Here is a 24135-nt window from a genome sequence, read left to right as displayed (position 1 = left end):
TCATGCAACTGATCTGGCTGCGCAGCGATTTGCGCCAACACGACAACACCGCCCTCGCCGCCGCTGCTGCACGCGGCCCGACGGTCGCGGTGTATCTGTTGAGTCCGCAGCAATGGCAGGAACATGACGATGCGCCGTGCAAGATCGACTTCTGGTTGCGCAACCTGCGAGAACTGAGCAAAAGCCTCGGCGCATTGAATATTCCGCTGCTGATCCGCACGGCCCCGCGCTGGGATCAGGCGGCGGCAGAACTGCTCAAGCTGTGCCGGCAATTGCAGGTCGTGGCGGTTCACGTCAACGAGGAATATGGCATTCATGAAAGTCGTCGCGATCACGCCGTTGCCGAGACACTGAAAGCTGAAGGCATCGAGTTTCACAGTTATCTTGATCAGTTGCTGTTCAAACCCGGCACGGTGCTGACCAAGACCGGCACCTACTTCCAGGTGTTCAGCCAGTTCCGCAAGGTCTGCTACGAACGCCTGCATCGCTCGGTGCCGGCGTTGGTAAAAGCGGCGGCAAAGCAAAACGTGCTACCCGTCGAAAGCGATCCGATTCCCGATGCCATCGAGGGCTTCGCCACGCCGAGCGAGTCGCTGCGCAAGCTCTGGCCTGCCGGTGAGCAGGAAGCCCGCCGCCGCCTCGACACCTTTACCGACGCGCAGATCGACTATTACCGCAACGAACGCGATTTCCCGGCCAAGCCCGGCACCAGTCAGCTTTCCGCCTATCTCGCCGCCGGAGTGATTTCGCCGCGCCAATGCCTGCACGCTGCTCTACAGAGCAATCAGGGCGAATTCGAAAGTGGCAAGGTCGGCGCCGTTACCTGGATCAACGAGCTGTTGTGGCGCGAGTTCTACAAACACATTCTGGTCGGCTATCCCCGGGTGTCGCGTCATCGCGCCTTCCGCCCGGAAACCGAAGCGCTCGCCTGGCGCCACGCACCGCAGGATCTCGCCGCGTGGCAAGAGGCGCGCACCGGGTTACCGATCATTGATGCGGCCATGCGCCAATTGCTCGAAACCGGCTGGATGCACAATCGCCTGCGCATGGTGGTGGCGATGTTCCTGACCAAGAACCTGTTGATCGACTGGCGCGAAGGCGAGCGGTTTTTCATGCGTCACTTGATCGATGGCGATCTCGCGGCCAACAACGGTGGCTGGCAATGGAGTTCGTCGACGGGCACCGATTCGGCGCCGTACTTCCGCATCTTCAATCCGCTGAGCCAGTCGGAGAAATTCGACAGCGAAGGCCTGTTCATCAAGCACTGGCTGCCTGAACTGGCCGGGCTGAACAAAAAGGAAGTGCACAACCCCGCCGGCGCCGGCGGGCTGTTCGGCGTGGCGGATTATCCCGCCCCCATCGTCAACCTTGGCGCCTCCCGGGAACGGGCGCTGGCAGCCTTCAAGAACCTGCCCTCCCGGCAACCGGCAGGAGGCGATCATGAGTGAATTCCTGAGCAACTTCGCCCGGCAATTTTCAGCGTTGAACAAAGACAACCTGCAACGCCTGGGCGAGCTGTACAGCGAAGACATTCACTTCACCGACCCCTTGCACGAAGTTCAGGGGTTGGCGCAATTGCGCGATTACTTCAGTGAGCTGTACGCCAACGTCAGCGAACTGCGCTTTGACTTCCACGGTTATGACCAGATCCGCGAAGGCGAAGGCTACCTGCGCTGGGTCATGAGCTATCGCCATCCGCGTCTGGCCGGAGGTCGGGAAATAAGTGTTGGCGGCTGCTCGCACCTGCTCTGGCGGGACAAGGTTTATCGCCATCGGGATTATTTCGATGCCGGGGCGCTGCTGTATGAACACTTGCCAATATTGGGCCGGGTAATCGCCTGGCTGAAAAGGAGAATGGGATGAGTCGTACACCTCCACGGCGTTATTGGCTGACCGGTGCCAGCAGTGGCATCGGCGCGGCACTGGCTGAGGAAATTCTGAAAACCGGTGCCCTTCTGGCGGTCAGTTCCCGTCAAGTCGCGGTACTGAAAGTCTTGTCGCAACGCTACCCGGGGCAAGTCCTGGTAGTGCCGGGAGATTTGACCAACAGCCAGACCGTGCGCGAAATCGGCGAACAGATCACCGAGGTCTGGGGCTCGCTGGACAGCGTGATCCTCAATGCCGGCACTTGCGAATATGTCGACGCCAAGCAGTTCGATGCCTCGATCATCGAGCACGTGGTGCGCACCAACCTGCTCGCCAGCAGCTATTGCATCGAAGCCGCGCTGCCGCTGTTGCGCAAAGGCACGGCGCCGCACCTGATCGGCGTGGCCAGCTCGGTCACCTATCTGCCACTGCCACGGGCCGAAGCCTACGGCGCCTCGAAAGCCGGCCTGCGTTACCTGTTCGAATCGTTGCGCATCGATCTGGCGGATGAGGGCATCGAAGTCACCGTCGTCAGCCCTGGATTCGTCGAGACACCACTGACGGCCAAGAATGATTTCCCGATGCCGCTCAGCTGGCCTGTGGATAAAGCCGCGCGGCACATCTTCGCCAAGCTCAAGGATCGACCACTGGAGATCGCCTTTCCGGCACTGTTCATGGCGGCCTTGTGGCCGCTGTCGAAACTGCCCGCCCGCGCGCAACTGGCGATAGGCCGGCGCATGGTGCGCAAGCCGCCACCGATGACGGACGTGACATGAAAATCGCCATCATCGGCAGCGGGATCGCCGGGCTCACTTGCGCCTACCTGCTCAATCGCCGGCATGACGTCACGGTGTTCGAGGCCAGCGACTGGGTCGGCGGCCACACGCACACTGTGCGGGTGGCGGTGGACAATTGCGAGTATGCGATCGACACCGGTTTCATCGTGTTCAACGACTGGACCTACCCGAACTTCATTCGCCTGCTGGGTCAGCTTGGGGTGACTTTCAAGCCGACCGAGATGAGTTTTTCGGTGACCGACCCCGACTCTGGCCTGGAATACAACGGCAATAACCTCAACAGCCTGTTCGCCCAGCGCAGCAATCTGTTCTCGCCGGGCTTCTGGGGCATGTTGCGCGACATCCTGCGCTTCAACAAAGAAGCCCAGCGCGACCTCGCCGAACTGCGCATTGCCCCCGACACCACCCTCGACGCTTATCTCAAGGCCGGCGGCTACGGCGAGCGCTTCGTCCTGCATTACATTGTGCCGATGGGCGCGGCGATCTGGTCGATGCCGATGGCGCAAATGCTGAATTTCCCGCTGCAGTTTTTCGTGCGGTTCTTCAAGAACCACGGCTTGCTGTCAGTCAGTGATCGTCCGCAGTGGCAAGTCATCGAGGGCGGCTCCAGCGCCTATATCGAGCCACTGACCGCGTCGTTCAAAGAGCGGATTCGCCTGAACTGCCCGGTGACCCGTGTGGATCGCAACGAACATGGCGTGGTTATCCACAGCCCGGCGGGGCTGGAACACTTTGATAAGGTCGTGTTCGCCTGCCACAGCGATCAGGCCCTGCAACTGCTGGCCAGCCCGAGCGATGCCGAACGCGCCATCCTCGGCGCCCTGCCCTACGCCGACAATGACGTGGTGCTGCACACCGACACACGCCTGTTGCCGAGCCGCAAACTGGCGTGGGCGAGCTGGAACTATCGCCTCGGCGGTTCCGGGCATACGCAGGCGGCGGTGACGTACAACATGAACATCCTTCAGGGAATTGAGAGTGACACCACGTTCTGCGTCAGCCTCAATCAAAGCGCCGGCATCAGCCCGCTGAAAGTGCTCGCCCGATACACCTACGCCCACCCGCAATTCAGCCTCGCTGCAGTGGCCGCGCAAAACCGCTGGGCCGAACTCGACGGCGTCCAGCACAGCCACTTTTGCGGCGCCTACTGGGCCAATGGCTTCCATGAAGACGGCGTCGTCAGCGGCTTGCGCGTGGCCGCGTCGTTCGGGGAAAGCCTATGAACAGCGCCCTGTACAGCGGCTGGATCGGCCATCGGCGTTTTTCGCCACGCCGGCATGAATTCCGCTACCGGATCGGCCTGCTCTACCTCGACCTGAGCGAGCAGGATACCGTCCTGCAATTGTCCGCGCTGGCCGGGCGCAGCCGCTTCGCGCCATTCTCCTTCCGCGAGACTGATTACCTGAAAACCTATACCGGTCGTGGCATCCGCCTGATCGATGCGGTGCGCCAGCAAGTCGCTGCCGCCATCGGCCATGAACCGCAAGGAACGATCTGCCTGCTGACCCAGGCGCGCAGTTGGGGACTGTCGTTCAATCCGGTGAGTTTTTTCTACTGCCACGAAGCGGACGGGCAACTGGCGGCGATTGTCTGTGAGGTCACCAACACGCCCTGGGGTGAGCATTATCACTACGTGCTGCCGGCTCGAGCGCCGGCCGATCGGCAGGACGCTTACCAGCATTTCGCAGTGACCAAGGCCTTTCATGTCTCGCCGTTTCTGCCCAGAGATCTCGAATACCGCATGAGTTTCAGTCCCGCCGCGCAAACCCTCGGCGTGCACATGGCTGACTGGCAGGGCGAGCACAAGCTGTTCGACGCCACCCTCAATCTGCAACGCGAGGCGCTCGACCGCCGCAGTCTGCACCGGTATTTACGACGCTTCCCGTGGATGACCGCAAAAACCGCGCTAGCCATTTATTGGCAGGCCCTGCGGCTAGTACTCAAGCGAGCTCCGTTCTTTGCTCATCGTGTTGCCGACGGCAGCTTCCAAACCGCGACTGTCTCTCCCAAGGAGCCCCGCCATGAAATCCTCTAGCCTGTCGGTTAGTCGGCTCAGCACCAACGGTTTCACCGGATCACTGCTGCGCCGGGGCGTGTTACGCCAGTTGGCTCAACTCAAACACGGCCAACTGGCGGTGATCGAAGAGGGCGAACGCATGTTGTACGGCATGCCCGGCAGTGTGTTGCTCGGCGAGGTTCACGTACACGATGCCGCGGTCTGGGGCATGGTCGCCAGCAATGGCTCGATTGGTGCCGGCGAAGCGTTCATCCATGGTTATTGGAGCTCCCCGGATCTGACTGCAGTGGTGCGCGTGTTCGTCAGCAATCTGGACGTGCTCGATGCGATGGAAGGTGGCCTGGCCCGTCTCGGTCGGCCGCTGGTGCAGGGGTTGCACTGGCTCAACCGCAACACGCGCAAAGGCTCGCAGAAAAACATCGCGGCGCACTACGACCTCGGCAATGATCTGTTCGAGCAGTTTCTCGACCCGACCATGATGTATTCGGCGGCGCAGTTCCTCAGCCCCGAAGACTCCCTGGAACAGGCGCAACTGAACAAACTCGAGCGGATCTGCCAGAAACTCGCGCTCAAACCCGACGACCATCTGCTGGAGATCGGCACCGGTTGGGGCAGCATGGCGCTTTACGCCGCGCAACATTACGGTTGCCGCGTCACTACCACGACCCTTTCGAAAGAGCAGTACGCCTATACGGCACAGCGCATTGAACAATCAGGCCTGCAGAATCAGGTCACGCTGCTGCTCAAGGACTACCGCGACCTCACCGGCGTGTACGACAAACTGGTGTCCATCGAGATGATCGAAGCGGTCGGCCATCGCTTTCTGCCCACCTACTTCAAGCAATGTGCCCAGTTGCTCAAGAGCAACGGCTTGATGCTGATCCAGGCGATCACCATCCGCGAGCAGCGCTATGAGCAAGCCAAGCGAAGCGTCGACTTCATCCAGCGTTACATCTTCCCCGGCGGCGCCCTGCCCTGCGTGCAGAAGATGCTCGAAGTGGTCGGCCGCGACACCGACATGAATCTGCTGCACATGGAAGATTTCGGCCTGCATTACGCGCGCACCTTGCGCCTGTGGCATGAGAACTTTCGCCGTGCCCACAGTCGCTTGAGCGAGTTGGGCTACGACGATTACTTCCTGCGGCTGTGGGAGTTTTACCTGTGTTACTGCGAGGGCGGGTTCCTCGAACGCACCATCGGCACTGCGCAACTGCTGCTGGCCAAACCCGGGGCGATGAACGCGCCACTGCTTGGGCGCTTCGATGCTTGAGCGTTGCGCCAACGCCGTGCTGTTCCAGATCGGCTGGCTGACCTGCGTGCTCGGCGGCGACAGTTTGTGGTTGCTGCTGGCGCTGGCAGTGCTGGTGATTCACTTGCGCTGGATAAGCAGTTGGGCGGCGGAAGGCCGTTTGATACTCGGCGTGGTGATCGTCGGCACCGCGGTCGACAGCGTTCTGCGCGCGGCCGGGGTGTTCGAGTTTCAGGATCAGTCGCCGCTGATTCCGTTGTGGCTGATGCTGCTTTGGGCATTGCTCGCCACCACGTTGCGCCATTGCCTGGCGTGGAGCGCAAAGCCTTGGTGGCTGGCGAGCGGGCTCGGTGCCATCGGCGGCGCGCTGTCGTATTACGGGGGCGGGCGACTGGCCGGGGTGCAATTTCCCTACGGTGACTCAGCCACCCTGATCGGCCTCGGCCTGCTCTGGGCGTTGCTGTTTCCGCTGCTGCACACGATGGCGCGACGTCTGGCTCACTGAGCGTCCGTCAGACCTTTCACACACCCGGCGAACACTGCCTTACACTGCCGCCATGAAAACCATTCCCCACCAGCAAATCAGCGAACCGGTCGTCACGTGTTCGACCTGTGCCGCATGCTGCTGCCAGCTCGAAGTGATGCTGATCACCGACACTGGCGTGCCTGATCGCTTTATCGATACCGATGAATGGGGCGGCGAAGTCATGCTGCGTCTGGACGACGGCTGGTGCGCGGCGCTGGATCGCGACACGATGATGTGCACGATCTACGAAAAACGTCCGCTGATCTGCCGCGAGTTTGAAATGGGTGCGCCGGAATGCATTGAAGAACGCAAAGGCATCACGACCGCCTACCGCTGATTCTGAAGACAGCCAAAACCAAATGTGGGAGCGAGCCTGCTCGCGAAAGCGGCATTTCATATTCAACATCTTCGTTGAATATGAAATAGCATTCGCGAGCAGGCTCGCTCCCACAGGGATAAAGTTTTTGGCAGTTACAGCGGCATCGTGTAATGCAGCGCGTAACTTTCTACGCCATCGTTGTCGCTGGCCAGGCCGGCGTTGGAGTAGTGCGTCGCACGGATACCGACTTCATGCCCACCGTTGAAACGCAGACCAAACCCGATACGGTCTTCAAACTGAAAAGAGCCACCGAGGTTGTTCGATTCGTATTTGGTATTGCTGAACGCCGCTACGCCGATCCCCGCTTCGATATACGGTTTCACCGACTGACCGGCAAACTCATAAACGAACACGGGCGAGAACGACAGGCTGTTGTTGCTGGAAGTCTTGTCACCTTCCCAGTAAGTGTAAGCCCCGCTCCAGTAACCGGTCAGGCGACCCACGTCGCTCTGCAGCCAACTTTTGTCCCAATCGAAATTCATGCCCAAGCGGTAGGTCATAGTCGAATCGCTGGTTGCACCCACTGCAAATTCAACACCTGCAGCTTGCGCGGTAATACTTTGCCCCATCAGTGCGGCCGCAATCGCGGCCAAGCAGAATAGTCGCTTCACTTTGAAACTTCCTTTTCCGGAACGAACGTTTGGTTTTCTAGATAACTCATCGCTATAGAAGCTAGCGCTTGATTAGAAGTTCAGCTGTTTTTTAGTTTTTTCACATTTTTTTTACAAGCTGAATTTTTGCACTTCGCCTGCTGTTTGCCCCAGTAGCGGCAGGATGTTCTTAAAGTACTGCGGATCGGCGCTGGTCCAGAATCTGACCGGTCGGTTCGACGTTTCGCAAAGCAGCTCGCGCTCGGCCAGCAACCTTTGCAGTTGGCGCGCCACGGCGGCGCCGGTATCGATCAGGCTAATGTCCTTGGGGATCATCGACCTGAGCAACGGCTTGAGGAATGGATAGTGCGTGCAGCCCAGAATGATGGTGTCGCAGCCGCTGTCCAGCAGCGGGTCAACGTAGCCTTGCAGCAACAGGCGAAGCTCGGGACTGTGCAGATCACCGTTTTCGATCAGCTCGACCAGACCGGGACACGGTTGGGTGATCACGCGTACATCCGTGGCAAAGCGATCAAGCAAGGCCGCGAACCTGGCACTCTGCAACGTGCCTGTGGTGGCGAGCACGCCGACCACACCGCTCCGGGTTGCGGCGGCGGCAGGCTTGACCGCCGGCTCCATCCCGACAATCGGCCACTCGGGGTAATCGCGACGCAGATCGGCCACGCCGGCCACCGTGGCGGTATTGCAGGCGAGTACCAACGCCTTGGCGCCCTGCTCGCGGAAAAAACCGGCCATCACACTGCATCGCTGGCGGATGAACTCCGGGGTCTTCTCACCGTAGGGAATGTGCCCGCAATCGGCCACGTACAACAGCGATTCGTTGGGCAACAATTGCTGGATTTCTGCCAGTACCGACAAGCCGCCGACACCGGAATCGAACACGCCTATCGGCGCTTCACGCATGGCGCGGACCACAGACGCTGCAGCCCGGATCACGCTTGACCCGCAGTTCACGGAAGCGCGAACCCAGCGCATCGATCAACAACAGTCGGCCCACCAGAGGTTCGCCAAAGCCTACGAGAACCTTCAAGGCTTCCAGCGCCTGCAGGCTGCCGACCAGACCGACCAGCGGCCCGACCACGCCCGCCTCGCTGCAGGTCAGTTCGGCTTCGCTGCCGTGACCGTACAAGCAGTGATAGCAAGGGCTCTCGGCACGCCTTGGGTCGAACACCGACAGTTGCCCTTCCAGACGAATCGCCGCGCCGCTGACCAAAGGTTTCTGCGCCGCCACGCACGCCGCATTGACCGCCTCGCGGGTGGAAAAATTATCCGAACAGTCGAGCACCAGATCCACCGCAGACACGGCAGCGGCGAGGGAGTCCTCGTCCAGTGCCTGACGATGGGCAATCAGCTGGATTTCGGGATTGATCGCGCCCAGACGCTTGAGCGCCGAGTCGACCTTGCTCATGCCGACACTGTCGGTGTCGTGGATGATCTGGCGCTGCAGGTTGGTCAGATCGACCGTGTCGAAATCCGCCAGGTGCAGCTCACCGACACCCGCCGCCGCCAGGTACAAGGCAACCGGAGCGCCGAGACCGCCGAGGCCGACGACCAACACCCGACTGCCCTTGAGCTTCAACTGACCGTCGATGTCGATGTGTTGCAGGAGAATCTGCCGGCTGTAACGCAGCAATTCCTGATCATTCAGCACGGCAGGCGCCCCAGACTGATGCGTTGATGACCGCCCAGATCGGTGCGGCTGTGGACTTCTTCGAAACCGCGAGTCAGCAACAGATCGCGCACGGCTTCGGCTTGATCATAGCCGTGTTCAAGCATCAGCCAGCCGCCTGCTTCCAGATACTCCGGGGCCTGGGCGACGATCAGCCGCAGATCGTCGAGCCCGTCTTTCCCGGCGACCAAGGCGCTGGCCGGCTCGAAACGCACATCGCCCTCAACCAGATGCGGATCGGCGGCAGCAATGTACGGCGGGTTGCTGATGATCAACTGAAAACGCTGACCTTCCAGCGCGCTGAACCAATGACTGCTCAGCACCGTGGCGTTGTTCAAATGCAGACGCTGGCGATTGCGCTCGGCCAATGCGACGGCTTCGAGCACGCGATCCACAGCGGTAACTTTCCACGCCGGACGTTCGCTGGCCAGGGCGAGAGCTATCGCGCCACTGCCAGTGCCGAGGTCGAGCACTTTGGCCGGGGTCGCGGGCAGCAACTCGAGCGCCGCTTCGACCAGCAGTTCGGTGTCGGGACGCGGAATCAATGTGTGCGGCGCGACTTCCAGATCGAGTTTCCAGAACCCCTGCTGACCGAGAATGTAAGCCACCGGCTCGCCGCCACGACGACGTTGCAGGTACTCGGCGAAGGTCAGCGCCGCTTCACTCGGCACGATGCGCTCGGGCCAGGTGTGCAGAAAGCTGCGCGACTTGCCCAAGGCGGCGGCGAGGAGCAATTCGGCGTCCAGACGCGCGGTGGGCGAGTCGGGCAATTCAGCGGCACGCAACAGGCTGGCAATGATGGTCATTTATTCACCTATTGCAGCGAGTTGGTCAGCCTGGTATTCGGCCAGCAACGGCTCGATGACCGCTTCAACGCCACCGGCAAGGATTTCATCCAGCGAATACAGGGTCAGGTTGACGCGATGGTCGGTGACCCGGCCCTGGGCAAAGTTGTAGGTGCGGATACGCTCGGAGCGGTCGCCGGAACCGACCAGCAATTTACGCTCGCTGGCGATGGCATTCGCCGCCGCTGCGGTTTGTTGATCGTTGAGCTTGGCCGACAGCCAAGCCATGGCCCGGGCACGGTTCTTGTGCTGGGAACGTTCTTCCTGACACTCGACGACGGTGCCGGTCGGGATGTGCGTGATGCGGATCGCCGAGTCGGTGGTGTTGACGTGCTGACCACCAGCGCCGGAGGAGCGGAACGTGTCGACGCGCAAATCCGCCGGGTTGATCTCGATGGCTTCGCGCTCGTCAGGCTCGGGCAACACTGCCACGGTGCAGGCCGAGGTGTGGATACGACCCTGGGATTCGGTGGCGGGTACACGCTGTACGCGGTGCGCGCCGGATTCGAATTTGAGCTTGCCGTAAACGTTGTCGCCTTCGATGCGGGCGATGACTTCTTTATAGCCGCCGTGTTCGCCTTCGTTTTCCGAGAGGATCTCCACACGCCAGCCACGGCGCTCGGCGTAACGCGAGTACATACGGAACAGATCGCCGGAGAAGATCGCCGCCTCGTCGCCACCGGTGCCGGCGCGGATTTCGAGGAACACGTTACGACCGTCGTTGGGATCTTTGGGCAACAGCATGCGCTGCAGATCGGATTCCAGCGTGATCAGCAATTCCTTGGCTTCACGGACTTCTTCCACGGCCATTTCACGCATGTCCGGGTCGCTGTCCTTGAGTAGCGCCTGCGCGCCTTCAAGATCGCTTTGTACGCCGAGCAGCTTTTTATAGCCTTGTACCACCGGCTCCAGCTCGGCGTATTCCTTGGAATAGGTGCGAAATTTAGTCTGATCGGAAATGACTTCGCCGTCGCCGAGCAACGCGGTCAGTTCCTCGAAACGGTCCTGGAGGATGTCCAGCTTATTGAGCAGTGACGCTTTCATTGCGATTTTTTATCCGAAAAGCTATCCGGTGAGCCCTCTAGGGCAAAGAGTTCCTGGGCCATGGCCAGCGCATCGAGGCGGCCTTCGGCAGAAAGCTTTTTCAACTGCACGCTTGGAGCATGCAGCAGTTTATTGGTCAGGCCACGGGCCAGTTGCCCGAGCACGTCTTCGGCATTGCCGCCGTTGGCCAACAGACGCAGGGCTTTTTGCAGTTCCTCGTCACGCAGGCGTTCGCTCTGCTGACGATAGGCCTTGAGCACGTCGACCGCCGCCAGTTCGCGCAGGCGCACCATGAAATCGTCGGCGCCGACCGAGACCATCTCTTCTGCGGCCTGGGCTGCCCCCTGACGGCTCTTGAGGTTCTCGGCGACCACTTCGTGGAGATCGTCGACGCTATAGAGGTAAACGTCGTCCAACTCGCCGACTTCCGGCTCGATATCGCGGGGAACCGCAATGTCGACCATGAAAATCGGTTTGTGCTTGCGCAGCTTCAGTGCGCTCTCGACCGCGCCCTTACCAAGGATCGGCAGCTGACTGGCGGTCGAGCTGATGACGATGTCGCTGCGCACCAGTTCTGCCGGGATGTCCGACAGCAGTACCGCGTGGGCGCCGAACTGTTCGGCGAGCAGACTGGCGCGCTCAAGCGTGCGGTTGGCGACGACGATGCGTTTGACCCCCAGTTCATGCAGATGGCGGGCGACCAGGGTGATGGTCTCGCCGGCGCCTATCAGCAGGGCCTGACTGCGTTGCAAATCACTGAAAATCTGTTTGGCCAGGCTGACCGCAGCAAACGCAACGGACACCGGGTTTTCACCAATCGCGGTGTCGGTGCGCACCTGTTTGGCGGCATTGAATGTCGCCTGAAACAACCGCCCCAGCAGCGGCCCGATGGTGCCGGCCTCGCGGGCCACGGCATAGGCCGACTTCATCTGACCAAGAATCTGCGGTTCGCCCAGCACCAGCGAGTCGAGCCCGGAGGCGACACGCATCATGTGACGAACTGCCGCATCATCTTCATGCACATAAGCACTCGCGCGCAGCTCATCGAGACTTAAATGGTGATAGTCGGCCAGCCAGCGCAGCACGATATCGGCAGAAAGCTGATCCTGTTCTATATAAAGCTCGCTGCGATTGCAGGTGGAGAGGATCGCAGCTTCGCGGCTGTCGGTCAGTCGGCAGAGCTGCTGCAAGGCCTCCACCAGCTGTTCAGGAGTAAACGCCACGCGCTCGCGGACGTCTACTGAAGCAGTCTTGTGGTTGATACCGAGTGCAAGGAAGGCCATTCAAGGTCGCTGATGGTGACGTGAAGCCGGCAATTGTCCTACTTCGAAAGATTCAGAACAACTACCGCTGACTATTGTCCCAATCGTCAGCCCCTATAATGGGCACAATTGAGTCTCGGTTATGTTTGGTCGAAGGCTTGTGTCATGATGATCCGACCGCAGGTTAGTCGTCCTTCTCCTATATGAATAGATCTTCCGCGTTGCTCCTCGCTTTTGTCTTCCTCAGCGGCTGCCAGGCCTTGGCCCCCGTGTCGCCGGACGGTACGCCGCCGGTCGAAGACACCACGCCCGCGCCTGAAAAGCCCAAGGTTTACAGCTCGTTCAGCGAGGAAACCGTTTTCAGCCTGTTGAGCGCCGAACTCGCCGGCCAGCGCAATCGTTTCGACATTGCCCTGGATAATTACGTGACCCAGGCCATCAACACCCAGGACCCGGGCATCTCCGAGCGTGCATTCCGTATTGCCGAATATCTGGGCGCCGATCAACCGGCCCTCGATACCGCGCTGATCTGGGCGAAAAACGCCCCGGAAGACCTCGAAGCGCAACGCGCCGCCGCCGTGCAACTGGCCCGTGCCGGGCGTTACGACGACTCGATGGTCTATATGGAGAAAGTCCTGCAGGGCAAGGGCGACACCCATTTCGACTTTCTCGCACTGTCGGCCGCTGACACCGATCAGGAAACCCGCAACGGCCTGATGAAAAGTTTCGACCGCTTGCTGCAACGCCATCCGAACAACAGCCAGCTGATTTTCGGCAAGGCCCTGCTGTTGCAACAGGATGGCGACAATAAAGCCGCACTGGCATTGCTCGAAGACCATCCACCGGAAGAAGGCGAGATCGCGCCGATTCTGCTGCGCGCGCGTCTGCTGCAATTGCTGAACCGTGGCGACGAAGCGCTGCCGCTGTTGCAAAAAAGCATCAAGAAATACCCGGACGACAAACGCCTGCGCCTGACTTACGCGCGCATGCTGGTCGAACAGGACCGGATGGACGACGCCAAGACCGAGTTTTCCAGCCTCGTTCAGCAATACCCGGAAGACGACGAACTGCGTTACTCCCTGGCCCTGGTCTGCCTGGAAGCCAAAGCCTGGGACGAGGCCAAGGGTTATCTGGAAGATTTGATCGCCCGCGAAAGTCACGTCGATTCCGCGCACCTGAACCTGGGGCGCATCGCCGAAGAACGCAACGACCCGCAAGGCGCCCTCATCGAGTACGCCCAGGTCGGTCCGGGCAACGACTATCTGCCGGCGCAGTTGCGTCAGGCCGACATCCTGATGGACAACGGCAGGACGGCCGAGGCGCAAAGCAAACTGGCCGCCCAGCGTGATGAACAACCGGATTACGCGATCCAGTTGTTCCTGATCGAATCGGAAACCTTGGCGGCCAACAAACAAGAGGACAAGGCCTGGAAAGTCTTGCAGCAAGCGTTACAGCAATACCCGGACGATCTGAATCTGCTGTACACCCGGGCGATGCTTGCGGAAAAACGCAATGACCTCGCGCAGATGGAGAAAGATCTGCGCCTGATCATCAAGCGTGATCCGGACAACGCCATGGCACTGAACGCCTTGGGTTACACCCTGTCTGACCGAACGACCCGCTACGCTGAAGCCAAAGCGTTGATTGAGCAGGCGCACCAGATCAATCCGGAAGACCCGGCAGTACTCGACAGCCTCGGCTGGGTGAATTACCGCCTGGGCAACCTGGACGACGCCGAGAAGTATCTGCGTCAGGCACTGGAGCGTTTCCCTGATCACGAAGTCGCCGCTCACCTCGGTGAGGTGTTGTGGACCAAGGGCAATCAGCGTGAAGCCAAACAAATCTGGGGCAAATTCCTCAAGGATCAGCCCGACAGCACCATTCTGCGCAGCACCATCAAGCGCCTGACCGGTTCCGAGACTCTTTAAACCATGTTTTTGCGCCACGTTATTGTCTTCAGCTTCATCGCCCTGCTCGCCGGTTGCGCGGGTTTCGGCGCTCGCGAATCCGTCGAGGGCCACGGCAGTCCGGCTCAATGGGCGGCGAACAAACAACAGCTGACCGGCCTGGACGGCTGGCAGATCGACGGCAAGATCGGCATCCGCGCACCGAAGGATTCCGGTAGCGGCACGCTGTTCTGGCTGCAGCGTCAGGACTATTACGACATTCGCCTGTCCGGCCCGCTGGGTCGTGGCGCCGCGCGCCTGACCGGGCGTCCGGGCAAAGTGTCGCTGGAAGTTGCCAACCAGGGCCGCTATGACTCCGAGTCGCCGGAAGCGCTGCTCGAAGAACAGCTCGGCTGGAAACTGCCGGTGTCGAATCTGGCCTGGTGGGTGCGCGGCCTGCCGGCGCCGAACAGCAAAAGTCGCCTGAATCTGGATGCGGACAGTCGCCTGGCCAACCTTGAACAGGATGGCTGGAAAGTCGAATACACCGCTTACACCGAACAGAATGGTTATTGGCTGCCCGAGCGCATCAAGCTGCACGGCACAGACCTGGACGTGACGCTGGTGATCAAGACCTGGCAGCCACGCAAGCTGGGGCAATAACCCATGACCGCTGCACGCCTGACCCTGCCCTCGCCGGCCAAACTCAACCTGATGCTGCACATTCTCGGGCGCCGCGAAGACGGTTATCACGAGCTGCAGACGCTGTTTCAGTTTGTCGATTATGGCGATGAAATCACTTTTGCCGTGCGTGATGACGGCGTGATCCGCTTGCACACAGAATTCGAAGGTGTGCCACATGACAGCAACCTGATCGTGCGCGCAGCGAAAATGCTGCAGGCGCAATCCGGTTGCGCACTCGGCATCGATATCTGGATCGACAAGGTTCTGCCCATGGGCGGCGGCATTGGTGGCGGCAGCTCGAATGCGGCGACCACGTTGCTCGGTCTGAATCATTTGTGGCAGCTGGATTGGGATGAAGATCGCCTGGCCACTTTGGGTTTGTCTCTCGGTGCCGACGTTCCGGTTTTCGTCCGTGGCCACGCGGCTTTTGCCGAGGGCGTGGGCGAGAAACTCACCCCGGTCGATCCCGAAGAACCGTGGTATCTGGTGCTCGTACCGCAAGTATCTGTAAGTACGGCAGAAATTTTTTCCGATCCTTTGTTGACACGTAACACGCCGCCCATTAAAGTGCGCCCCGTTCCCGAGGGAAACAGTCGAAATGACTGCTTGCCGGTGGTTGCAAGGCGTTATCCAGAAGTACGTAACGCATTGGATTTGTTAGGTAAATTCACCGAAGCAAAACTCACCGGAACTGGAAGTTGTGTGTTTGGGGGCTTCCCAAGCAAAGCTGAAGCTGATAAAGTCTCGGCCCTTCTGACAGAGACCCTTACAGGGTTTGTAGCGAAAGGAAGCAACGTTTCGATGTTGCATCGCAAGCTGCAAAGTCTGCTCTAAAGGAACCAAGTGCCCGGCACTTGAAGCAACAGATACAGGGGCGTCGCCAAGCGGTAAGGCAGCAGGTTTTGATCCTGCCATGCGTTGGTTCGAATCCAGCCGCCCCTGCCATTTTCTATACTCATCCAGGTTACCCTCAGCCTCTAGGTACTGCGCGTGTCCAAGATGATGGTCTTTACGGGGAATGCTAACCCCGATCTGGCTCGGCGTGTTGTACGTCAGCTGCATATCCCTCTCGGTGACATCTCTGTCGGCAAATTTTCCGACGGCGAAATTACTGCCGAGATCAATGAAAACGTTCGCGGTAAAGACGTCTTCATTATTCAGCCGACTTGCGCTCCGACCAACGATAACCTGATGGAACTGGTAGTGATGGCTGATGCCTTCCGCCGCTCCTCGGCTACTCGTATCACTGCTGTTATTCCTTATTTTGGTTATGCCCGTCAGGATCGCCGTCCGCGTTCCGCACGTGTGGCTATCAGCGCGAAAGTCGTTGCTGACATGCTTACCGTAGTCGGCATCGACCGTGTTCTCACGGTTGATCTGCATGCTGACCAGATTCAGGGTTTCTTCGATATTCCGGTAGATAACATCTACGGCTCCCCGGTTCTGGTGGATGACATTGAAGATCAGCGCTTCGAAAACCTGATGATCGTGTCTCCGGACATTGGCGGCGTCGTGCGCGCACGTGCTGTTGCCAAGTCCCTGGGCGTGGATCTCGGGATCATCGACAAACGCCGTGAAAAAGCCAATCACTCTGAAGTGATGCATATCATCGGTGACGTCGAAGGGCGTACCTGCATTCTGGTCGATGACATGGTCGACACCGCCGGCACTCTGTGCCACGCGGCCAAGGCCCTGAAAGAGCATGGCGCAGCCAAGGTCTTTGCCTACTGCACACACCCTGTGCTGTCGGGTCGGGCCATCGAGAATATCGAAAATTCCGTGCTGGACGAGCTGGTGGTGACCAACACCATCCCGCTGTCCGCTGCAGCACAAGCCTGTGCACGTATCCGTCAACTGGATATCGCACCGGTTGTTGCCGAAGCGGTTCGCCGCATCAGCAATGAAGAATCGATCAGCGCGATGTTCCGTTAAGGGCCCTGCCCTTCTCGAAATGTCTCGTTGACGAAAAGCGCCCCGCCCCGGCATTCCTGCCGGGGCGGGGCTTTTTTGCCCATACCGTGTTCGGCGCTGGTCGCAAACGCCACTCGGTCATGGCTATTTTGGAGATACAAAATGAACGAATTTACTCTGAATGCTGAAGTGCGTTCCGACCTGGGGAAAGGTGCGAGCCGCCGCCTGCGTCGTCTCGCCGCTCTGGTTCCAGCTGTTGTTTACGGTGGCGAAAAAGCCCCTGAATCCATCAGCATGCTGGCCAAAGAAGTTGCCAAACTGCTCGAAAACGACGCGGCTTACAGCCACATCATCGAGCTGAACGTTGGTGGCACCAAGCAAAACGTAATCATCAAAGCTCTGCAGCGCCACCCGGCCAAAGGCCACGTGCTGCACGCTGACTTCGTGCGCGTTGTCGCTGGTCAGAAACTGACCGCGATCGTACCTGTGCACTTCGTTGGCGAAGAAGCTCCAGTGAAGAAAGGCGGCGAAGTTTCGCACGTTACTTCGGAAATCGAAGTGACCTGCCTGCCTAAAGACCTGCCTGAGTTCATCGAAGTCGACCTGTCGAAAGCAGAAATCGGCACCATCATCCACCTGTCGGACCTCAAAGCTCCTAAAGGTGTTGAGTTCGTTGCTCTGGCACACGGCGATGACAAGGCTGTTGCCAACGTCCACGCTCCACGTGTTGCTCCAGAAGCTACCGAAGAAGGCGCTGCAGAGTAATTCACTCTGTAACGTCGGAGTGATTCAGTAACATCGCGGACTGGAACGTAGCGAGAAAGCGGGCGAGAACGCGGAGTTTACATCCATGGTAAATGAGCATTTTTCGTCCACTTTCGCCGCTTCTCCTGATCGCGGCGATGTTACTCACCACTCAAAGGAAGGGCCCCTATCGTGACTGCCATCAAACTGATCGTTGGCCTGGGAAATCCAGGCGCTGAATACGACCAGACCCGGCATAACGCAGGGGCCCTTTTTGTTGAGCGCATCGCTGACGCACAAGGTGTCAACCTTGTCGCCGATCGCAAATATTTCGGCCTGACCGGGCGCTATTCGCATCAGGGTCAGGATGTTCGTCTGCTGATTCCCACCACCTACATGAACCGCAGCGGCCAGGCCGTGGCGGCACTCGCCGGTTTCTTTCGCATCAAGCCTGAAGAAATCCTCGTGGCGCATGACGAACTCGATCTGCCTCCGGGCGTTGCCAAGCTCAAGCAGGGCGGCGGCCATGGCGGTCACAACGGGTTGCGCGACATCATTGCGCAACTGGGCAATCAGAATACGTTCTACCGCCTGCGGCTTGGCATTGGCCACCCGGGCGTCGCCAGTATGGTTTCAAATTTCGTCCTGGGTCGTGCGCCACGCGCCGAACAGGAAAAACTCGATGCCAGCATCGACTTTGCCCTCGGCGTGCTGCCGGATATCCTCGCCGGTGAATGGAACCGCGCGATGAAAAACCTGCACAGCCAGAAGGCCTGACTTTTACCCGAGGGGAAACACCATGGGATTCAATTGCGGCATCGTCGGCCTGCCTAACGTCGGCAAGTCCACCCTGTTCAACGCCCTGACCAAATCCGGTATCGCGGCCGAGAACTTTCCCTTCTGCACCATCGAGCCGAACAGCGGCATCGTGCCGATGCCGGACCCGCGTCTGGAAGCGCTGGCGGCCATCGTCAATCCGAAGCGCATCCTGCCGACCACCATGGAATTCGTCGACATCGCCGGCCTGGTGGCTGGCGCCTCGAAAGGTGAAGGCCTGGGCAACAAGTTCCTCGCCAACATCCGCGAAACCGATGCCATCGCTCACGTCGTGCGCTGCTTCGAAGACGACAACGTGATCCACGTTTCCAACAGCGTCGATCCGAAACGCGACATCGAAATCATCGACCTGGAACTGATCTTCGCCGACCTCGACAGCTGCGAGAAGCAACTGCAGAAAGTCGCGCGCAACGCCAAGGGTGGTGACAAGGACGCCGTGGTTCAGAAAGCTCTGCTGGAGCAACTGATCGCACACTTCACCGAAGCCAAGCCTGCACGCAGCCTGATGAAAAACATGAGCGCTGACGAAAAGGCCGTGATCAAGGGTTTCCACCTGCTGACCACCAAGCCGGTCATGTACATCGCCAACGTTGCTGAAGACGGTTTCGAGAACAACCCGCACCTGGACGTGGTCAAGGCCATCGCCGAAGAAGAAGGCGCCATGGTTGTTCCGGTCTGCAACAAGATCGAAGCGGAAATCGCCGAGCTCGATGACGGCGAAGAGAAGGACATGTTCCTCGAGGCCCTGGGCCTGGAAGAGCCTGGCCTGAACCGCGTGATCCGCGCCGGTTACGAAATGCTGCACCTGCAGACCTACTTCACTGCCGGTGTCGAAGAAGTCCGCGCCTGGACCGTCAAAGTCGGCGCTACCGCGCCACAAGCTGCTGGCGTGATCCACACCGACTTCGAGAAAGGCTTCATCCGCGCCGAAGTCATCGCCTACAACGACTTCATCCAGTACAAAGGCGAAGCCGGTACCAAAGAAGCCGGTAAATGGCGTCTGGAAGGCAAGGATTACGTCGTCAAAGACGGCGACGTGATGCACTTCCGCTTCAACGTGTAAGCATACACCCAAGAAAAAGCCGCGTCTGATACGCGGCTTTTTTGTGCCTGAAATTTTATGGCCCAACGAATTTCCCTTGTGGAATCGTGTACTCAGGCCTTTTTGGTGCGCGGCAGGAAAATCGCCAGTACGCCAAACAGTGGCAGGAACGAACACAGGAAATACACGTACTCAATCCCGTGAATATCCGCCAGATGCCCCAGCAACGCCGCGCCAATCCCGCCAAAACCAAACATCAATCCGAAGAACACCCCGGCAATCATCCCGACATTGCCCGGCACCAGTTCCTGCGCGTACACCACAATCGCCGAGAACGCAGAAGCGAGAATGAAACCGATCACCACGCTGAGGACACTGGTCCAGAACAGATCGACGTGGGGCATCAGCAGCGTGAACGGCGCCACGCCAAGGATCGAGAACCAGATCACCGCCTTACGTCCGATCTTGTCGCCAATCGGCCCGCCGAAGAACGTGCCTGCCGCCACCGCGCCAAGAAACAGGAACAGGTGCAGTTGCGAGCTGGCCACCGACAGGTCGAACTTCTCGATCAAGTAAAACGTGAAGTAACTGGTCAGGCTGGCCATGTAGAAATACTTGGAGAACACCAACAGCCCCAGCACCACCAACGCGCTGATCACCCGGCCCTTCGACAGACCGTGAGTCGCCGCCTGACCGGCCTTGAGCTTGAACAGGTTCAGATGATGGGCGTACCAGCGACTGATGCGGTAAAGCACGAACAGTGCAAACACCGCGAACAAGCCAAACCACGCCACATTGCCCTGACCGAACGGAATGATGATCGCCGCCGCCAGCAACGGGCCGAACGCGGAACCGGCATTACCGCCGACCTGGAAGGTCGATTGCGCCAGACCAAAGCGTCCGCCGGAAGCCAGCCGGGCAATCCGGGATGCTTCAGGGTGGAACGTCGAGGAACCGATACCGATCAGCGCCGCCGCCAGCAGAATCAACGGAAAACTGCCGACCATCGACATCATCACGATGCCAACCAGCGTGCAGATCGAGCCCGCCGGCAGCAGCCACGGTTTCGGATGACGATCCGTGTGATAGCCGACCCACGGCTGCAACAGTGAAGCGGTCAGCTGGAAGGTCAAGGTAATCAGGCCGACCTGCGTAAACGTCAGGCCGTAGTTGGCCTTGAGCATCGGGTAGATCGACGGCAAGACCGACTGGATCAGATCGTTGATCAAATGCGCCAGCGCAACCGCGCCGATGATACGCATCACCAATGGACTGCTTTGTGGAGCAGCGGGCGCCGAGGCAGCGGCGGTCTGAACGTTGCTGATAGCCATGGGAGTTTCCGGACAGCAGGTGGGTGCACGCAGGCAGGTGCGTCAATGTGCCATTTTTCGGTGCGCCAGCGCCATCCCCTTAGCCAGCTAACTAACTGGCTGGTCGTCGACTGAAAAGTGATAGCGCAACGCCATGGTCTGAATCTTGCCTTGCTACTTCCCTTGAACGCGGTGCCCTTACAAAGGGCACCAACAATGGGAAGTTTCGCTACAGAGCCGGCCTACAGAGCGGGCAAGGGTGAACTTTCGAGGCCTTTTAGCAGGGCACAACATCAACGTCGAACGACCGCGATGCACGCCAATGGTGCGTGGTGTCCAGAGGAGTCATGGGGCATGCAGGCTTTCCTTTCACCGGGGATCAAATTGCTGGGGCGGTTTGGCTTCGCAGGTAAATTCCAGTTGTTGTTTTTGTTGTTCATTCTGCCGTTGGCCGGCAGCCTGTTGATGATCGGCCAGGATTATCGCGACAAGCTCAATCTGATTTCCGGCGAACGTGCCGGTGTTCGCCAATTGCTCGCGCTGGATGCGCTGGACAACCTGCTCGCCGCGCAACGTGACCGAGCTGCCCGTTGGCGCGCCACCGAAACCAATCGCCAACCGACGCCGGCCACCCTTGCCGCCATGGGCGCGTTCGACGCCGTGCAACCGGCCGTGCAGCAAGCCCTCACAGACCTGGGCAATGCGCTGAACAATGAAGGCGCCGAGGGCGAAACCCTCAGCCGTTATCAGGCGCTGCAAACCGCGCTCAATGGTCTGGACTCGAAAAGCCTCAGTGGCGTGGGCTGGTGGCCGGATGGTTACGACCGCTTTACCAGTGCCCTCAGCGCCCTGCAAGCGCTGCGCGAACAGATCGTCATGGACAATCGCCTGACCCTCGCGCCGTGGCTGGAAACCTATCTGCTGACACAGATTTCCACGCAGCACGCGCCGGATCTGATTGAACGCGTCGGGCGCCTCGCCGCCGTCGGCCAGGCCTCCGTCGTCTCGGGCCAATTCACCCTGCAAAGCCGTTTGCAGTTGCGCGACCTGCGCAGCCGCATCGGCGACGCCCGCGAGCAATTGGTCAAAACCGCCACGCTGCTAGAAGCACGCCTGCCGAAAGATCAGCACAGCTGGGCCAGCCAATACCACGACAGCCTCAAACACCTCGACAGCGGTCTGAAGGTGCTCGATGACGGCGTATTCGGCGGCAGCATCAACCTCAAACCGGAAGACTTCGAGCGCAGCCTCGACGCCTTGTTGAGCGACCTCGCCGCCCTGCGCCAGCAATCGCTGGTGTCGCTGGATCAGCGGCTCGACGCCCACCACAGCTCGGCGATTCGTCAGTTCATCCTCGTCGCAGCCATCTTCGGCTGCCTGCTACTGGCGGCGCTGTACTTGTTCGTCTGTCTGCAAGCCTCGATCCGTCGCAGTGCCAGCGGCATCACCCTGCTCGCTGAAGCCTTGCGCGACGGCAACCTGAGCCTGCAAGTACCGGTGACGGGACGCGATGAGCTGGCGGCGATCAGCACTGCACTCAACGTTGCCGTGGTGCAACTGCGCACGAGCATGCTCGGTGTCGATCACGAAACCTCGCAACTGAGCAACGCGGTGCGCAGCCTCAACGAGCACTCAAGCGGCGCGCTCGGCGAAGTCGAGGCTCAGCAGTTGCAGATCAGCCAGATCGCCGCCGCCGCCACGCAATTGGCCGCGACGTCGCAAGGCGTGGCGCAGAGTTGCGAACAGGCTTCCGGCAGTGCCCAACACACCCGGCGCATCGCCGCCGACAGCAGCCGCGACAGTCAGCGCACCACAGCGAGTATCCAGCAGCTCAATCAACGCCTCAACGACACCGCAGCGGCGCTGGGCCGGGTCAGCGAACAAGGCCAGCAGATTCAATTGGTCGTCGACACCATTCGCGGCGTTGCCGAACAGACCAACCTGCTGGCGCTCAACGCGGCCATCGAAGCGGCACGCGCCGGTGAACAGGGACGCGGCTTTGCCGTGGTCGCCGATGAGGTGCGCAGCCTGTCGCAACGCACGCAGTCGTCCACCGCGCAGATCGCCGGCACCGTCGACAGCCTGCGCGCCACGGTCAACGAAGCGGTGAGTTTGATGGAAGCGGCGTGCGGTCAGGCGCAAACCGATGCCGAGTCGGTCACCGGGCTCGGCGAACGCCTGGGCGAAATCGCCAGCGCCGTGCAGAGCGTCACTGATACGTTGGCGCAGATCGCCACGGCGGTTGAGGAACAGGCCAGCACCGCCGACGAAGTCAGCGGCAATATCCAGCAGGTCGATCAGGCGGCCGTGCGCTTGCTTGAGGGTGCACGGGCGGTGAATCTGGCGGCAGACACCCTCAGCCACGGCAGCAAGGCACTGAGCGACAACACTGCGCGCTTCCGGCTCAGCTGATCACTGCGGCGGGGAAATCCGCTTCCAGCTCAGCCTTGAGCCATTGAATAAACCACGCCACATCCGCCGAGAGTTCGGCGGACGGCGTCAGCACCCGATAACTCTCCAGTTTCACCTGAGCGTCGACCGCTCGCACCAGCTTGCCGCTGGCGAGCTCATGGCGCACCAGCACCTCGTTGGCCAGCGCGATGCCCTGCCCGCTCTCGGCGACTGACAGCGCGTGGTCATTGTTGACGTAGAGCATGTCGGAATTGAGATGGATATCGAGGTCGTGGGCGGCGAACCACAGGTTCCACCATTCGCCGTCATCGACGTGGATCAGTTCGTGGCTGACCAGATCGGCCGGGCTGTTGATCGGTGCGATGCTGGCAAGATACGCCGGCGTGCAGATCGGAAAGACCCGTGGGCAGATCAGCGCTTCCCGTGAGTCGGCATATTGTCCGTCGAGGCCGTAGACGATGCCCAGATCGGCGGTTTTTCCATCCACTTCGGTGAAGGTGGAATTCGGCTCGATCGCCAGTTTCAGTCCCGGGCGCAGATGCCGCAGCGCTTCGATCCGCGGCATCAGCCAGCGCTTGGCAAAACCCGGCACCACCATGATCCGCAACCAGCGCTCGGCATCCTTGGGCTGCGCCTCTTTGCCCGCCTCGATGATCAACCGCAAAGCAGCGCTGATCTTGCGGTGGTACTTCTCCCCCGCCGGCGTCAGGTTGACCCCACGCGAGGTGCGCTCGAACAGTTGAATGCCCAGCCAGTCCTCTAGCAACTTCACATGGCGACCAATCGCAGGCTGGGTCACGTGCAACGCTTTCGAGGCTTCGACATAGCTGCCCAAGCGGGCGGCGGCATCAAAGGCGCGTACCGCATTGAGCGGCGGCAAACGGTGGTCGGGCATGATTCCGGGCACCTTCGGCTGTTAAATTAACTAATACCTGCCATGTTTAAATTGAAGTGTCGCGCGGCGCAACCCCTGACTGATAATCGAGCCACAGCAGAACAAAAAAACAGCTGGTTTCACACCCGAACGCAATTTCGATCCTGCCC

24 protein-coding genes and 1 tRNA gene are annotated in these 24135 nt (G+C 59.9%); 17 read left to right on the top strand and 8 right to left on the bottom strand.

Annotated features, from left to right (window positions below):
• Nucleotides 1-2 precede the first annotated feature (2 nt).
• From phrB to AACY19_RS24190, 8 genes are read left to right on the top strand one after another with little or no spacing between them, the layout of a single operon-like run.
• A complete protein-coding gene (phrB, locus tag AACY19_RS24225; RefSeq protein ID WP_339454113.1) occupies nucleotides 3-1448 on the top strand; it encodes a deoxyribodipyrimidine photo-lyase in 1446 nt (481 codons plus the stop codon).
• Nucleotides 1441-1863, top strand: a complete 423-nt coding sequence (locus tag AACY19_RS24220; protein ID WP_339454112.1) for a nuclear transport factor 2 family protein — start codon at nucleotides 1441-1443, stop codon at nucleotides 1861-1863. Before phrB ends, AACY19_RS24220 begins: the two co-directional genes overlap by 8 nt.
• Nucleotides 1860-2642: an SDR family NAD(P)-dependent oxidoreductase gene (locus AACY19_RS24215; protein ID WP_339454111.1), complete on the top strand. Its 783-nt coding sequence runs from the start codon at nucleotides 1860-1862 to the stop codon at nucleotides 2640-2642. Before AACY19_RS24220 ends, AACY19_RS24215 begins: the two co-directional genes overlap by 4 nt.
• Entirely contained in the window at nucleotides 2639-3886 is a 1248-nt protein-coding gene (locus tag AACY19_RS24210) for an NAD(P)/FAD-dependent oxidoreductase (protein WP_339454110.1), read from the top strand. Before AACY19_RS24215 ends, AACY19_RS24210 begins: the two co-directional genes overlap by 4 nt.
• The gene (locus tag AACY19_RS24205; protein ID WP_339454109.1) at nucleotides 3883-4698 is read left to right on the top strand and encodes a DUF1365 domain-containing protein; all 816 of its coding nucleotides are present in this window, start codon (nucleotides 3883-3885) and stop codon (nucleotides 4696-4698) included. The genes AACY19_RS24210 and AACY19_RS24205 overlap by 4 nt, the downstream gene beginning before the upstream one ends.
• Nucleotides 4685-5950, top strand: a complete 1266-nt coding sequence (locus AACY19_RS24200; RefSeq protein WP_339454108.1) for a cyclopropane-fatty-acyl-phospholipid synthase family protein — start codon at nucleotides 4685-4687, stop codon at nucleotides 5948-5950. Before AACY19_RS24205 ends, AACY19_RS24200 begins: the two co-directional genes overlap by 14 nt.
• Complete coding sequence (locus AACY19_RS24195) at nucleotides 5943-6434, top strand: DUF2878 domain-containing protein (RefSeq protein ID WP_339454107.1); 492 nt, start codon at nucleotides 5943-5945, stop codon at nucleotides 6432-6434. The genes AACY19_RS24200 and AACY19_RS24195 overlap by 8 nt, the downstream gene beginning before the upstream one ends.
• Before the next feature lie 52 nt (nucleotides 6435-6486).
• Nucleotides 6487-6792 carry a YkgJ family cysteine cluster protein gene (locus tag AACY19_RS24190; protein WP_339454106.1) on the top strand — a complete coding sequence of 102 codons (306 nt, stop codon included), beginning with the start codon at nucleotides 6487-6489 and terminating at the stop codon, nucleotides 6790-6792.
• A 134-nt stretch (nucleotides 6793-6926) separates the two neighbouring features.
• Here the strand turns inward: AACY19_RS24190 and AACY19_RS24185 are convergent, their stop codons facing one another.
• The 6 genes from AACY19_RS24185 to hemA all read right to left on the bottom strand — a co-directional run bounded on the left by AACY19_RS24185 (nucleotide 6927) and on the right by hemA (nucleotide 12286).
• Entirely contained in the window at nucleotides 6927-7445 is a 519-nt protein-coding gene (locus AACY19_RS24185) for an acyloxyacyl hydrolase (protein ID WP_339454105.1), read from the bottom strand.
• 111 nt (nucleotides 7446-7556) lie between these two features.
• Nucleotides 7557-8348 (bottom strand): glutamate racemase, encoded by a 792-nt coding sequence (gene murI / locus AACY19_RS24180; protein ID WP_339454104.1) that lies wholly within the window; start codon nucleotides 8346-8348, stop codon nucleotides 7557-7559.
• Nucleotides 8341-9096 (bottom strand): molybdopterin-synthase adenylyltransferase MoeB, encoded by a 756-nt coding sequence (locus AACY19_RS24175; RefSeq protein WP_339454103.1) that lies wholly within the window; start codon nucleotides 9094-9096, stop codon nucleotides 8341-8343. The genes murI and AACY19_RS24175 overlap by 8 nt, the downstream gene beginning before the upstream one ends.
• On the bottom strand, nucleotides 9090-9920 hold the full coding sequence (prmC, locus tag AACY19_RS24170) for a peptide chain release factor N(5)-glutamine methyltransferase (RefSeq protein ID WP_339454102.1): 831 nt from the start codon (nucleotides 9918-9920) through the stop codon (nucleotides 9090-9092). The genes AACY19_RS24175 and prmC overlap by 7 nt, the downstream gene beginning before the upstream one ends.
• Nucleotides 9921-11003, bottom strand: coding sequence for a peptide chain release factor 1 (prfA, locus tag AACY19_RS24165; protein ID WP_339454101.1), 1083 nt, complete (start codon nucleotides 11001-11003; stop codon nucleotides 9921-9923).
• A complete protein-coding gene (gene hemA / locus AACY19_RS24160; protein WP_007912890.1) occupies nucleotides 11000-12286 on the bottom strand; it encodes a glutamyl-tRNA reductase in 1287 nt (428 codons plus the stop codon). The genes prfA and hemA overlap by 4 nt, the downstream gene beginning before the upstream one ends.
• Before the next feature lie 182 nt (nucleotides 12287-12468).
• Here hemA and AACY19_RS24155 point away from each other — a divergent pair, with 182 nt between their 5' ends.
• From AACY19_RS24155 to ychF, 8 genes are all read left to right on the top strand, one after another.
• Nucleotides 12469-14193 carry a tetratricopeptide repeat protein gene (locus tag AACY19_RS24155; RefSeq protein WP_339454100.1) on the top strand — a complete coding sequence of 575 codons (1725 nt, stop codon included), beginning with the start codon at nucleotides 12469-12471 and terminating at the stop codon, nucleotides 14191-14193.
• A gap of 3 nt (nucleotides 14194-14196) precedes the next feature.
• Nucleotides 14197-14814 (top strand): lipoprotein insertase outer membrane protein LolB, encoded by a 618-nt coding sequence (gene lolB, locus AACY19_RS24150; RefSeq protein ID WP_339454099.1) that lies wholly within the window; start codon nucleotides 14197-14199, stop codon nucleotides 14812-14814.
• A gap of 3 nt (nucleotides 14815-14817) precedes the next feature.
• Nucleotides 14818-15669, top strand: a complete 852-nt coding sequence (gene ispE / locus AACY19_RS24145; RefSeq protein WP_339454098.1) for a 4-(cytidine 5'-diphospho)-2-C-methyl-D-erythritol kinase — start codon at nucleotides 14818-14820, stop codon at nucleotides 15667-15669.
• A 36-nt stretch (nucleotides 15670-15705) separates the two neighbouring features.
• A tRNA-Gln gene (locus AACY19_RS24140) sits at nucleotides 15706-15780 on the top strand.
• 45 nt (nucleotides 15781-15825) lie between these two features.
• Nucleotides 15826-16767 carry a ribose-phosphate pyrophosphokinase gene (locus tag AACY19_RS24135; protein ID WP_003171603.1) on the top strand — a complete coding sequence of 314 codons (942 nt, stop codon included), beginning with the start codon at nucleotides 15826-15828 and terminating at the stop codon, nucleotides 16765-16767.
• Between the two features lie 141 nt (nucleotides 16768-16908).
• On the top strand, nucleotides 16909-17511 hold the full coding sequence (locus tag AACY19_RS24130; protein ID WP_339454097.1) for a 50S ribosomal protein L25/general stress protein Ctc: 603 nt from the start codon (nucleotides 16909-16911) through the stop codon (nucleotides 17509-17511).
• A gap of 171 nt (nucleotides 17512-17682) precedes the next feature.
• The gene (pth, locus tag AACY19_RS24125) at nucleotides 17683-18267 is read left to right on the top strand and encodes an aminoacyl-tRNA hydrolase (RefSeq protein ID WP_007912902.1); all 585 of its coding nucleotides are present in this window, start codon (nucleotides 17683-17685) and stop codon (nucleotides 18265-18267) included.
• A gap of 22 nt (nucleotides 18268-18289) precedes the next feature.
• Nucleotides 18290-19390 carry a redox-regulated ATPase YchF gene (gene ychF / locus AACY19_RS24120; RefSeq protein WP_339454096.1) on the top strand — a complete coding sequence of 367 codons (1101 nt, stop codon included), beginning with the start codon at nucleotides 18290-18292 and terminating at the stop codon, nucleotides 19388-19390.
• Between the two features lie 92 nt (nucleotides 19391-19482).
• On the opposite strand, the gene AACY19_RS24115 is transcribed toward ychF, so the two are convergent.
• Complete coding sequence (locus AACY19_RS24115) at nucleotides 19483-20700, bottom strand: MFS transporter (protein WP_339454095.1); 1218 nt, start codon at nucleotides 20698-20700, stop codon at nucleotides 19483-19485.
• A gap of 333 nt (nucleotides 20701-21033) precedes the next feature.
• Here AACY19_RS24115 and AACY19_RS24110 point away from each other — a divergent pair, with 333 nt between their 5' ends.
• Nucleotides 21034-23091, top strand: a complete 2058-nt coding sequence (locus AACY19_RS24110) for a methyl-accepting chemotaxis protein (protein WP_339454094.1) — start codon at nucleotides 21034-21036, stop codon at nucleotides 23089-23091.
• Here the strand turns inward: AACY19_RS24110 and AACY19_RS24105 are convergent.
• The gene (locus AACY19_RS24105; RefSeq protein ID WP_339454093.1) at nucleotides 23084-23986 is read right to left on the bottom strand and encodes a LysR substrate-binding domain-containing protein; all 903 of its coding nucleotides are present in this window, start codon (nucleotides 23984-23986) and stop codon (nucleotides 23084-23086) included. The genes AACY19_RS24110 and AACY19_RS24105 overlap by 8 nt on opposite strands.
• Nucleotides 23987-24135: the final 149 nt, after the last annotated feature.

The sequence above is a fragment of the Pseudomonas sp. EA_5y_Pfl2_R50 genome, assembly GCF_963970475.1.
Taxonomy (GTDB): Bacteria; Pseudomonadota; Gammaproteobacteria; order Pseudomonadales; family Pseudomonadaceae; genus Aquipseudomonas.
The sequence above is the reverse complement of the archived record's forward strand: the minus strand, read 5'-3'. Positions and strand labels throughout refer to the sequence as shown.